Origin of the sequence: Geomonas oryzisoli, assembly GCF_018986915.1 — a bacterium.
Lineage (GTDB): Bacteria > Desulfobacterota > Desulfuromonadia > Geobacterales > Geobacteraceae > Geomonas > Geomonas oryzisoli.
This window is the reverse complement of record NZ_CP076723.1, coordinates 353,725-365,958: the sequence shown is the minus strand read 5'-3', so window position 1 is coordinate 365,958 and position 12,234 is coordinate 353,725. Positions and strand designations below refer to the sequence as shown.

9 protein-coding genes and 1 tRNA gene are annotated in these 12,234 nt (G+C 63.3%); 2 read left to right on the top strand and 8 right to left on the bottom strand.

The genetic code is table 11. The features are described from left to right. Positions 1-40 precede the first annotated feature (40 nt). The 3 genes from KP004_RS01595 to KP004_RS01585 all read right to left on the bottom strand — a co-directional run bounded on the left by KP004_RS01595 (position 41) and on the right by KP004_RS01585 (position 2,556). Positions 41-1,159, bottom strand: coding sequence for a Nif3-like dinuclear metal center hexameric protein (locus KP004_RS01595; RefSeq protein WP_216800649.1), 1,119 nt, complete (start codon positions 1,157-1,159; stop codon positions 41-43). Between the two features lie 120 nt (positions 1,160-1,279). After that, positions 1,280-1,356: transfer RNA gene (locus tag KP004_RS01590), tRNA-Ile, on the bottom strand. A gap of 75 nt (positions 1,357-1,431) precedes the next feature. Beyond that, positions 1,432-2,556, bottom strand: a complete 1,125-nt coding sequence (locus KP004_RS01585; protein WP_216800648.1) for a THUMP domain-containing class I SAM-dependent RNA methyltransferase — start codon at positions 2,554-2,556, stop codon at positions 1,432-1,434. 383 nt (positions 2,557-2,939) lie between these two features. Between KP004_RS01585 and KP004_RS01580 the strand changes: the two genes are divergently transcribed. After that, positions 2,940-4,229 (top strand): sensor domain-containing diguanylate cyclase, encoded by a 1,290-nt coding sequence (locus KP004_RS01580; protein ID WP_216800647.1) that lies wholly within the window; start codon positions 2,940-2,942, stop codon positions 4,227-4,229. 54 nt (positions 4,230-4,283) lie between these two features. On the opposite strand, the gene KP004_RS01575 is transcribed toward KP004_RS01580, so the two are convergent. From KP004_RS01575 to KP004_RS01555, 5 genes are all read right to left on the bottom strand, one after another. After that, the gene (locus tag KP004_RS01575) at positions 4,284-5,072 is read right to left on the bottom strand and encodes an outer membrane protein assembly factor BamD (protein ID WP_216800646.1); all 789 of its coding nucleotides are present in this window, start codon (positions 5,070-5,072) and stop codon (positions 4,284-4,286) included. A 160-nt stretch (positions 5,073-5,232) separates the two neighbouring features. Then, a complete protein-coding gene (gene typA, locus KP004_RS01570; protein ID WP_216800645.1) occupies positions 5,233-7,038 on the bottom strand; it encodes a translational GTPase TypA in 1,806 nt (601 codons plus the stop codon). Positions 7,039-7,142: 104 nt separating this feature from the next. Beyond that, positions 7,143-7,871 carry a tetratricopeptide repeat protein gene (locus KP004_RS01565; RefSeq protein ID WP_216800644.1) on the bottom strand — a complete coding sequence of 243 codons (729 nt, stop codon included), beginning with the start codon at positions 7,869-7,871 and terminating at the stop codon, positions 7,143-7,145. 56 nt (positions 7,872-7,927) lie between these two features. Continuing rightward, complete coding sequence (locus KP004_RS01560; protein WP_216800643.1) at positions 7,928-9,436, bottom strand: lytic transglycosylase domain-containing protein; 1,509 nt, start codon at positions 9,434-9,436, stop codon at positions 7,928-7,930. 563 nt (positions 9,437-9,999) lie between these two features. After that, positions 10,000-11,133 (bottom strand): DUF362 domain-containing protein, encoded by a 1,134-nt coding sequence (locus tag KP004_RS01555; RefSeq protein ID WP_216800642.1) that lies wholly within the window; start codon positions 11,131-11,133, stop codon positions 10,000-10,002. Between the two features lie 60 nt (positions 11,134-11,193). Here KP004_RS01555 and xerC point away from each other — a divergent pair, with 60 nt between their 5' ends. Next, positions 11,194-12,069 (top strand): tyrosine recombinase XerC, encoded by an 876-nt coding sequence (gene xerC, locus KP004_RS01550; RefSeq protein ID WP_216800641.1) that lies wholly within the window; start codon positions 11,194-11,196, stop codon positions 12,067-12,069. The last annotated feature ends 165 nt before the right edge of the window (positions 12,070-12,234 follow it).

Here is a 12,234-nt window from a genome sequence, read left to right as displayed (position 1 = left end):
CTCCCCAACTACCTTGTTATGTTCGCAAAGAGCAGACGCCTCACCAGAAGCTGAAAGGCTCCTGCTCTCCTTGGTATTCAACTATCTCAGCCTCGAAACGGCGCGCCGCGATGGCGTCCTTCAACTGCGCCCCAAGCCCTTGCACCATCAGGCGCTCGGTGGCGAAATGCCCTGCGTCGAGAAGCGCCACGCCAAGGGCCTCGGCCTCGCGCGCCTCGTGATATTTCACGTCCCCGGTCACGAGGATATCCGCCCCCTTGCGTGCCGCGTCGTGCAACAGCGAAACGCCGGAGCCGCCACAGACTGCCACTTTCTTCACCTGGCGTTCGGGATCGCCCACCAGACGCACGCCGGCGGCGCCGAGACGCTCCCGCACTTCCTTCGCGAAGCTTGCGGCCGTCACCGGGGCGGCCAGCGTCCCGATGCGCCCCAGCCCGCGCGCTGGCCCCTGGTTCAGCACCGGGTACAGGTCGTAGGCGGGCTCCTCGTAGGGGTGCGCCCCCTTCATGGCGGTCACGGCGGCGCCGATGCGCTCTTTGAGGATCAGGAATTCGAGCCGGCTTTCCGGCTCGGCGTGCCCCGCCCCGACTTCTCCCACGAACGGCTTCGCCCCGGCGAGCGGGGTGAAGCGCCCGGTCCCCTCGACCTGGTAGGAACAGTCGCGGTAGTTGCCGATCAGGGGCATGAAGGGGGAAAGCGCGGCCAGCAGCTTCTCCTCGAAGCCGCGCGGCGCGAACAGCACCATCTTTACGTACTCCTCACCGCCGGTGATCTTCAACGGCTGCGCGCCCTGGAGGCCGAGGCAGCCGGCCAGAAGGTCGTTCACGCCCCCGTGGGCGATGTCGAGGTTGGTGTGCAGTGAGATGATGGCGAGGTCGTTCTTGAGGGCGAGGATGGTAAGGCGGCCGGTCTCGTCGGCGGCGGTGATCTTTTTCAGCGGGGAGAAGATGAAGGGGTGATGCGTGACGAGCAGCTGGCAGCGGGCCTCGATGGCCGCCTCCACGGCGGGACGGCCGGGATCGAGCGATACCATGATGCGGGAAACCGGGGCGACGGGGTCGCCCAACTGCAGCCCCACGTTGTCCCAGGATTCCGCAAAGTGAATTGGGGCAATTTTCCCAGTTATTCCAACTAGATCTGAAATTCTTGGAGTTATCATCACGCTCAAAAGAAAAAGAGTGCAACCGCTTGGTGTGCACTCTTTCTCCCCACTAGAAGTGTATTTTTTCGTCTGACCAGGTGCTTTAAGGGCATCCCCACATCATCCTAATTTGTAAGGTGGTGGGCCCACCAGGACTCGAACCTGGGACCGACCGGTTATGAGCCGGTAGCTCTAACCAACTGAGCTATAGGCCCGAAAAGCGAAATTAAAACATATAGTAAAAGGATTAGCGTGTCAAGCTTCTATTTTAATGACAGAAGCCTGCTTCCCTAATACATCTCGTACTTGAGCAGACGGCACTCGATGGGGCCGTTGTAGAGCACCATTCTCCTGGTCGCCTTCAGTCCGACCGACTTGGCCAGCTCGAGGTTCCCGGTGAAGAGGTAGGCGGTGTATCCCTTGCAGCGTTGTTTGAGGGTGTCGCCGATCTCCTTGTAGAGCGGGCGCAGCGCCTCCTGCTCGCCGAGCCTCTTGCCGTAGGGCGGGTTGAGGATCAGCACACCCGGTCCCGGGGGCGGGGTGATTTCGGCCATGGGGAGCTGCCCGAGCACGAGGTGCTGCAGCACCCCGGCGCGCTTGGCGTTCTGTGCGGCCATGCCGACTGCGGAGTGGGACAGGTCGGTTCCCTGCACCGGCGCGGGCAGCTGCTCCAGCATCCCGGCGCGCGCCTCGGCTACGATGCGGTCCCAGAGCGCCCGATCGAACCCCTGCCAGCGCTGGAAGCCGAAACGACGGTTGAGCCCGGGGGGGATGCGCAGCGCCTTGAGCGCCGCCTCGATGGCGATGGTGCCGGTGCCGCACATGGGATCGACCAGCGGGGTGCTGCCGTCCCAGCCGGAGAGCTCCACCAGCGCCGCCGCCAGGTTCTCCTTGAGCGGGGCCTCGTGACGGTCCAGGCGATAACCACGCCGGTCCAGCGGTTCTCCGGACAGGTCGAGGCTCAGGGTGCAGCGGTTCTTGAACAGGCGCACGTTGACGCGCAGGTCGGGGTCTTTGGTATCCACGCTGGGACGGCTGCCGAAGTGGTCGCGCAAGGCATCGACGATGGCGTCCTTGGTTTTGAGCGCCACGAACCCGGAATGGGTCAGCGCGGAGTCCCTTAGGTTGCAGTCGACGGCAAGGGTGAGGGCGGGGGTGAGAAAGCGCTCCCAGGAGACGCCCCGCACGCCGCGGTAGAGCTCCTCCGGGGTCTCACAGGGGAACTCGGCGAGCGTCATCAGCACCCGGCTTGCCGTGCGCAGCCACAGGTTGGCGCGGTAGGCCGCCTCCATCCCCCCGGCGAAGCGGACGCCGCCGCTCTCCGTGGTCACCTCCGGCACGCCGAGCCTTGCCAGCTCACCCGCGAGCGCCTCTTCCACCCCTTTGGCGGTGGTGGCGAAAAAAAACTGTTTCATCCCCTCTCCTTAAATATCGTGCCGGCCGCTCGGTCATGAGAACGTCCGCCACGCAGTGTACCTGCCGCCGCTTCCGGGCGCGCCCTTCTTCATGAGGACTATACACGCAGCGGCTTTGTCGCCGCAACGGCAAAGCGCAAATTAATGTTGTCCGGCTGTTGCACTGATTAAAAATAATGATAAAAAATTAATTTCTTTAGTTGCCGGGAGGTCGTGCCGATACATCTATTCATGAGCCGGTCGTCCACGCTGCCGTACCGGCCTGGCCGTTGCCGACGGGGGTGTTTCCCCCCCCGACACATGGCTTGTCTTTGCGTCGCCATCGTTTACAATATCCCGGTGTCCGGTGCCACAATCCCCTGTTTTATCGGAGAAAACCGCACATGAAGAGACTGTTAAGAGTCCTGACCGTAGAGGACGCCCCGGACGATGCCCAGCTGATCGTGATCCAGCTCGAGCAGGGCGGATTCGACGTCCATTTCCAGCGAGTGGACAGCGCACAGGCCCTGACCGAGGCGCTCGATACGGCGTCGTGGGACGTCATCATCTGCGACTACGTCATGCCCGGCTTCAGCGGGCTCAAGGCGCTGCAGATACTCAAGGAGCGCGGCAGCGATGTTCCCTTCCTGATGATCTCCGGCAAGGTCGGCGAAGAGGCCGCCGCGGCAGCCATCCGCGCCGGGGCCGACGATTTCGTGCTCAAGGGAAACCTGGCCCGGCTGGTACCGGCGGTGCAGCGTTCCATCGCCGAGGCCGCCCTCAGGCAGCAGAGCCGCCGCCACGAGCAGGAACTAAAGGAGAAACTGGAGTTCATCCAGGTCCTCATCGACACCCTGCCCACCCCGATCTTCTACAACGACCCCAACGGCCTGTACCTCGGCTGCAACAGGGCCTTCGAAGAGCAGATCGGCATGAAGCGGGGCGAGCACATCAACAAGAGCATCTACGACATCCTCCCCCCGGACCTGGCGGCCCTCTACAGCCGCGGCGAGGAGACGGCCGAGAACGGCGTCGGCCCGCGCAGCTTCGAGGGGACCATCACCTGCGCCGACGGCGAACGCCGCGACATGATCTTTTACAGCGCCACCTTCAAGAACTCGGGCAGCAGTTCCGGCGGCGTGGTGGGGGCGCTGCTGGACATCTCGGAGCGCAAGCAGGCCGAGCTGAAGCTGCGCTACCTGAGCAGCCACGACATTCTGACCGGCATCTACAACCGCGCCTATTTCGACGAGGAGCTCGAGCGGCTGAGCAAAGGAAGGAAGTTCCCGGTCAGCATCGTCATGGTCGACGTCGATCGCCTGAAGGAGGTCAACGACCACCAGGGGCATGCAGCCGGTGACGACCTGCTCCGGCACGCGGCCGAGGTGCTCAAGAACGCCTTCCGGCGCGAGGACGTGGTGGCGCGCGTCGGAGGGGACGAATTCGTGGCGCTGCTCCCGAACACCGACGAGACCACCCTGCGCGAGGCCTTGGAGCGGCTCCAGGCGCACCTGGCCACGAGTAACCATGAACACGCCGTGCTTCCCCTGAGCCTCTCCATCGGCGCCGCCACCGCCCACGACGGCGAGGAGCTGATGGCATCCTGGCGCCTGGCCGACCAGAGGATGTACCGCCAGAAGAAAGGGCGCAAAAACAGCAACGCCGGCAGCAGGCAGCACCAGTTGGTGGCCTAGAGCCGGCGAAGAAAGCAAGGGCGCGCGTCCCGGCATCGGGGCGCGCGCCTTTTTTTATTTCCCGTCGTCCTTGAAGATGATCATGGGGAGCTCGTCCTTGCCCGGGGCCGGCTTCGCTTCCTCCCCGCGCGCCTGGCGGGCCTGCACCGGATATTCCTTCTCGAGCCTCTTCTGCACCTCATCCGCGTGCGCGGTATCCCCGGATTTCAGGTAGGCCTGCTGCAGGTAGAGGAGCGTATCCGCAAGCCCGGGCTCTCCCGGGAAGCGCTGCAGCGCCTCGTTCAGCCGCTTGATAGCGGAGGGATACTTCTTGGTCCGCAGGTAGAAGTTCCCCACGTAGTTCTCGTAGGCAAGCTGCTTGCTGCGGCAGTCGGCGAGCTTCACCTTGGCATCCGCGGCGTACTCGGAGGCGGGGTACTGCGCCAGGAACATCTCCAGGAAATGCACGGTGTTCTTCACCGCTGTCTGGTCGGTGTCGATGCCGGTGATCTGGTTGTAGTTGGACAGCCCCAGGCGATACAGCGCGTAGGGGGCCTTCTCGTTGCTGGGGTGGAGTTTGCGGAAATCCTCGTAGGCAGCGGCAGCCTCGATGAAGGCGCCGTTTTCGAAGTGCGCGTCCGCGATCTTCAGCTCGGCCTGCGCAGTCAGCTCCGGGTTACTGTAGCTCTCCTTCACCTTCTTGAACTGCGCAATGGCGTCCTCGAAGTGGCGGGAGGCGTAAGCGGCCTCGCCTTCCTTGAAGTAGGTCTCGGGGCTTTTGACCGGGGCCGGAGTCGTAGCGCAGGCGCCGACCAGCAGGAGCAGGGAGAAAAGACCCGGTAAACGCAGGTGTCGAGAGTGCATGGAAGCCTCCTTGATGAGGTACATGAATTCAAAGGTACAGCAAACTCTTCTCAGCTCGGTCCAACCTCCCCTTTCGCAAAGGGGAATCGAGGGGGATTTGAGCTCCGTTGCAGGCCAGGATGCTGCGGCTACCTCGGCTGAATCCCCCTCCCCGATTGTCTTAGGCCCGGCCGGCGCGCTTGCGCTTGTTCGGGTCGAGCTCCTTCTTGCGCAGACGGATGGAAACCGGCGTCACCTCGACCAGTTCGTCCTCGTCGATGAACTCGAGCGCCTGCTCCAGGGTGAGGACGCGCGGCGGCGTGAGCTTGACGGCGTCGTCGCTGCCGGAGGCGCGCACGTTGGTGAGCTTTTTCCCCTTGCAGGGGTTCACCTCGAGGTCGTTGTCTTTCGCATGCTGGCCGATGATCATGCCGCCGTACACCTCGACGCCGGCGCCGAGGAAGAGGATGCCGCGCGGCTGCAGGGCGTCCAGCGAGTAGGCAGTGGTCTCACCCTGCTCCATGGCGATGAGGACGCCGTTTTTACGGCCGGGGATCTCCCCCTTGAAGGGGGCGTAGTCATGGAAGGTGTGGGTGATCACCGCGGTACCGCGGGTCTCGGTCAGGAACTCACCCCTGATGCCGATCAGGCCGCGGGCCGGGACGATGAACTCCAGGCGCACGGTGTCCCCCATCGGGTTCATGGAGACCATCTCCCCTTTCCTCGGGCCCATCTTCTCGATGATGGAGCCCTGGTACTCGGAAGGCACGTCAACCACCAGGTACTCCATCGGCTCGTGGCGCACGCCGTCCACCATGCGCATGATGACCTCCGGTTTGGAGACCGCCATCTCGAAACCTTCGCGGCGCATGTTCTCGATCAGGATGGAGAGGTGCAGTTCCCCACGACCGGAAACCTGGAAGGTGTCGGCGTTGGCCGTATCGGAGACCCTGAGCGAAACGTTGGTTCTAAGCTCGCGGTCCAGACGCTCGCGGATGTTCCTCGAGGTGACCAGCTTCCCCTCGCGACCGGCAAACGGGGAGGAGTTGACGATGAAGTTCATGGACAGGGTCGGCTCGTCGATGGCGACGTAGGGAAGCGGCATCGGGTTGTCGGCGGCGGCCAGGGTCTCGCCGATACCCACCTCGGTGAAGCCCGCGATGGTGACGATGTCGCCGGTGTAGGCTTCGGCGATCTCTACCTGCTTCAGCCCCTCGTAGCCCAAAAGCTTGCTGACGCGCGCCTTGGAGATGACGCCGTCGCGCTTGATGAGCGCCACGGTCTCGCCGGCGGTTACCTTGCCGTTGAAGATCTTGCCGGTGGCGATGCGACCGATGTAGTCGTTGTAGTCGATGTTGGTGACCAGGAGCTGGAACGGCGCGTCGGGGTTCCCCTCCGGCGGATGGACGTTGTCCTTGATGAGCTCGAACAGCGGCTCCATGTTCTCCGACGGCTGATCCATCTCGCGCATGGCGTAGCCCATCTTGGCGCTGGTGTAGCAGATGGCGAAGTCGAGCTGGGCGTCGGAGGCCTGCAGTTCGCAGAACAGGTCGAACACCATGTCGACGACTTCGGCGGGGCGGGCGCCGGGGCGGTCGACCTTGTTGATGACAACGATGGGACGCAGCCCCAGGTCGAGCGACTTCTTCAGTACGAAGCGGGTCTGCGGCATCGGGCCGTCCAGCGCGTCAACGAGCAGCAGCACGGAGTCGACCATCTTGAGCACGCGCTCAACCTCACCGCCGAAGTCGGCGTGTCCCGGGGTGTCGACGATGTTGATCTTATAGCCGCCGTGGTGGATGGAGAGGTTCTTGGCAAGGATGGTGATGCCGCGCTCCTTCTCCAGGTCGTTGGAATCCATCACGCGCTCGGTGATCGCCTCGTTTTCCCGGAAAACACCGGACTGCTTCAACATGGCATCGACCAGGGTGGTCTTGCCGTGGTCGACGTGGGCGATAATGGCGATGTTTCTGATCTTCTCCTGCATGCTTTACTGCTCCTTTTCTTGGCTCGGCTACAAATAAAAAGACGAGCAGCGAAGCCCGTCTTAAAAAACAGCTCAATATGGCATTTTTGAGATATCTTTACAAGCTATTTTCTGATAATTCGGCGCTTTCCGCCCATGGCCGCCATCTGCTGCTTCTGGATGGTCGCCATGCTTTCCAGGTGGAACTGCAGCCACATCTCGCCGTACCCCTTCATCTTCATCTTCTTCCCTTCGCGCAACAGCTCCAGATTCTGCTTCAGGTTCTCGTCGCCGGGGAGCTTGCCGAGACCCTTGGCCACGATCTCGCAGGCCTTCACGTTCTCGCCGATCTCGTTCAGGCAGTAGCCGTAGAGGGCGTAGAGCAGCGACTCCTTGGGGCTCGCCATGAGCGCCTTGTCGAAGGTCTCCTTCATCTTGTCGTGCTTGTTCTTCTTCATGTAGGTGACGCCCAGCATCCCCATGGTGACCCAGTTCTTGAAGAAGCCCTTCTCCAGGTAGGGGAAGGCGGTGGAGAACTCGCGCCTGACGAAATAGACCATGCCGATCGCGGAGTTGATCTGGCTCTCCACGTAGATCTGCCACTTGCCGTAGCGCAGCGCGGCCTTGAGGTCGCGGATCCCCTTCTCGAAGCGCTGGGCCTGGATATCCTTCATGGCCGGTTCCATGATCTCTTCGAGCTTCTTGGTGATGATGCGGGAGATGATCAAAAAGCACACCATGAAGACGATCATGGCGCCCAGAAGAGCTGCCCACCAGTAGCTGGTGCCGGCGGCGAGGATGACGATAAGGAGGACTGCGATTGCTGCGCCTGCGGAAATGAGAAGGTTGTACATCGGTTGATTTATCCTTTCGTGGTGCGAGTCACGTGATTTGCGAAGCGGTTGACGGGTTAGCCTTCTTCCTTGGCCTGGTACTTGGCGACGATGATGCGCTTGCCGGGCTTCAGGGCCACCCGGGTCTTCAGGTTGTTCCAGGCGGAGAGGAGCCGGGCCGTTACGTTGAACCTCTTGGCGAGGGAGGCAAGGGTGTCACCCTTTTTCACCGTGTAGTACTTGTGTACTTCCTTGGGCTCCGCCTCGGCCTTGGCCACGTGGGTCGCGGCCTTGGTTTCGGCCTTCGCCTCAAGCACCGGGGTCTCCGGCTGCGCCGGTTGCGCGGGGTGCGCCGGGTGTGCTGGGTGGGATTCGCTGCGGACCGAGGCGATCTGCACCGGAATGGTCAGCACCCGGCCGGCGAGTTTAACCTTCTTTTTACCCAGGTTGTTCAACTCGGCGATGCTCTGCGGCGAGGTGTTGAAGCGCCTGGCGATGGTGGTCAGGGTGTCGCGCTTCTTGGCGCGGTACTGCACGTTTCTCACCCGCTCGACGTAGCGCTCGGACTCGGGAATCTTGGCGTACTCGGAAGCACAGGCGCTGCCGGTCCCTCTGGGCACCTTCAGCAGGTACCCCGGGTAGTCCGGCGGCGTGGTGGCGCGGCGCAGTTCCGGATTCAGCTCCTTGATGTTCTGCAGGGAAACGCCGCACGCCTTGGCCATCACGTCCAGGTCGGTGCGCGACGGGATCGGCACCTGGTCGAACTCGATGGGCGGCAGGTAGGCGACGTCGGCAAAGCCGAATTTGGCCGGCTCCTTGGCGATGATGGCCGCGGCCAGGAGTTTGGGTACGTAGTCCTTGGTCTCGCGCGCCAGGTAGCTTCCCTTGGAGATCTCCCAGAAATCGCGGGTGTTGTACATGTTGATGGCGCGCAGGATCTTGTTCTCACCCGCGTTGTACCCGGCCGCGGCGAGGTACCAGTCGTTGTTGAACATCGCGTAGAGCTCTTTGAGATAGAGCGCGGCGGCGATGGTCGCCTTCAGCGGATCGCGCCTCTCGTCGATCCAGGGGTCTATCCTGAGCGCGTAGCGCTTGCCGGTGGCCGGCATGAACTGCCAGGGGCCGACGGCGGCAGCCACCGATACGGCGTGGGGCATGAAGCCGCTCTCGATCATGGCCAGGTAGACCAGATCCTCGGGGAGCCCTTCCTTCTTGAGCACCTCCCGCATCATCGGGATATAGCGCTCGCTCCTGGAGAGCCACTTGGCGAAGGAGCCGCGGGCGGATCCCTGGAAGTAGCGGGTGAAGTACTCGACCTTGGAGTTGAAGGTAAGGGGGATGTCGGAGTCGGGAAGCTCCATCTCCGGGAGCTTGAGATCGAAGTCGTCGGGGTCGTCGGTTACGTCGTCATTGCCGGGAAAATCGGCGGAGGTAAGGCCGAGCCCCTTGGAAAGGGCGAGGTCGGCCGAGGCGAGCTGCTGGGTCTGACGCTCCTTGCGCCCCAGGTCCTGGGGGAGGTCTCCGGGTGCCGCGAAGGCGAGGCAGGGGGTCAGAAGTGCGAGTATGACAAGGGTAACTTTAAGCATTCAATACCTATTTTTGGGTGACGGCACGCGTACGCACAGGTGCGCAGAATAGCGGAATTTGGCACAGTTGTCAATTCAAAGGGGTTTTGAGCAAACGCAGGTGGCAGGGCGACGGCGGCGCCGGCCGCCGGGACCCGCGAACGGAGCCCTGGGGACTGGCTCCGCCAGGTGCCTGTCCTCTTTCTGCTTGGGAAGGTGGCTGTGCTGAAAGGAGCGTTCCACTAAAGGGACTGGCACCGAACGGAGCCAGTCCCTTCTGCCGCGCGCCTCTCTCCTCAGAGAGGTCCGTACGATACCAACACCGCAGCCAATAGAGCCAAACAAAAAGGCCCCCTGTTGTCGTGAACAGGGGGCCTTTTCTGATGGGAGCCCGCCGCGGTCAGGCGACGGGCCAACTAGGGCAACCTTCCTTGCAGTGGGTTACCGGACGGATCATGAAGAAGTTAGTCCACATAGCCTGATCTCCTTTTCCCTGGTTGGATTTGCATCCCTCGCTGTGTGGTTCCCGGAGGATGGGAGAAAATATAATGGTCCCCCCTCCCCTTGTCAACCGCCCCCCGACGCTACCAGCGGCGGCTTTTCTTCATCATCCGGAGCAGCCAGCCATCCCTGAGCGTCAGCGCGGCGTGGGGACAGAGCTCGCGGCAGCAGAAGCAGCGGATGCAGCGCTGGTAATCGAAGCGAAGCCTCCCCCCCTGAACCCGTATCGCCGCCGGAGGGCACGCCTTCACGCAGACGCTGCAGAGCTCGCACTTGTCGGCGGCGACCTCGGGGCGCGAGGTGAACTGGTTTCTGAGCCGGTTCTTCAGGAAACCGGGGAGCCCGAACTGGACGTCGGAAAGATGGGGGAGCCTAAGCGGCCGCTCCAGCACCGCGTCCGGGTCGCCCCCCAGCACCGTCACCTCCTCGGGCCGGGTCCCCGGTAGCCCCATGCGCCGGGCCGCGCTTTCCAGGTAGAGCAGCGGCCGCGGTATGCCGGCCACCCGGGCGGCAACCTGGTCCACGGCGACCGCATTGTCCCCGGCCAGCAGTACGCCGACCCGGCAGGGGTCACCGCTTCCCGGACCGTTCCCCTCCATGGCGACCACCGCGTCGACGATGTTCAGATCCGGCTCGCGCAGCCGGTACAGCTCGAGAAGCATGTCCGCGAAAAGCTCCTTATCCGCCCCCGCCTTCAGGTGCCATGCCGCCTTGGCTGTCCCGACTACCGCGCCGAACAGGTTCTTCACGCAGCAGGTCATGGTCATCATTTCGTGGGTCTTCAGCTTGGGGAGGTTGATCAGGCGGTCCGCCTCGAGATAGGGGCGCGCCAGCTCGAACTCTTTGAAGGTGCCCGACCCGGCGACGGGAAGGGCCTCGGTGAAGGGGACGAACTCCGCACCGGTCTCCTCGATGACCGCCATCATCCCCGAGCGCTCCGCCACCCGTCGGCCGCTTCCCACACCGGGAGAGTCCCCCACCAGCGGCACGCCCCCCGCCCGGCGCACCTCGAGGATCACGGCGCGCAGCAGCTCCGGGTGGGTGGTTACCGCCGCCTCGGGCGGCTTGGCCGAAAGGAGATTGGGTTTGATCAGCACCCGCTCCCCCGGCTTCACATAACGCTCCATCCCGCCCAACGGCTCCAGGAGCCGGGCCACCGCATCCCGCATCTCTTCACGCCCGTAACCCGAAACCCGCTCCAGCGCCACCTGGTACATCTCATCCTCCCGCTCAAAAGCTGTTGTAAAGTGCCATGGCACTGAGGTAGATTCCATACCATGAAACGGGCCATCGAGCAATTCTGCGACTACCTGGAGACCGAACGCAACGTCTCGCCCCACACCCTGGCGGCCTACCGGAGCGACCTGGAGCAGTTCGCGTCGTTTCTGGCCCAGCGGGGGGAGCCGGCCCCGGCTGCGGTCGACCATCTGGCCATCAGACAGTACCTGGCGCAGTTGCACAAGGGGCACGCCAAGAGTTCCATCGGGCGCAAGCTCTCCGCGATCCGTGCGCTGTTTCGCTTCCTGCTCCGGGAGGGGCGGCTGGAGAAGAACCCCGCCGAACTGGTCAGCACGCCTAAGAAAGAGAAGCGCCTCCCCTTTCATTTGAACATCGACCAAGTAAGCGCGCTGGTGGAAGCGCCGGCCGGGACCAAGCTGCCGCTTCGGGACCGGGCGGTGCTGGAAACGCTGTACTCCTGCGGCATCAGGGTGAGCGAGCTGACCGGCATGAACGTCGGGGACCTCGACCTTGCCGATGGCGTGGCGCGGGTCATGGGCAAGGGGGGCAAGGAGCGCATCGTGCCGGTAGGATCTTTCGCCCGGCAGGCCCTTTCCGCCTACCTCGCCGAGCGCGGCGCCCCGGAACCGGGGGAACCGCTCATTTTGAACAGCCGCGGCAAAAGGATCAACCGGCGCAGCGTGACGCGCATCGTGGATGACCACATGCTGCTCATCGCCGCCATGCGCAAGGTTTCCCCGCACACCTTGCGCCACACCTTCGCCACCCACCTTTTGGAGGGGGGCGCCGACCTCAGGGCGATCCAGGAGCTGTTGGGACACGCCTCGCTCTCCACCACCCAGAAGTACACCCACGTCAGCATCGACAAGCTGATGGAGGTGTACGACAAGGCACACCCCAAGGCCCGCAGCTAGCCTGCTTCACCTTAAAGCCCTTGCCCGAAGGAGGGGGACTGGCTCCGCCAGGTGCCTGTCCCCTTAGAGCTTTTGGTAAGGTGGCTGAGCGGAATAGAGCGTACCGCGAGAGGGACAGGCACCTGACGGAGCCAGTCCCTTCTGCTAACCATCCGCTGATGAGCC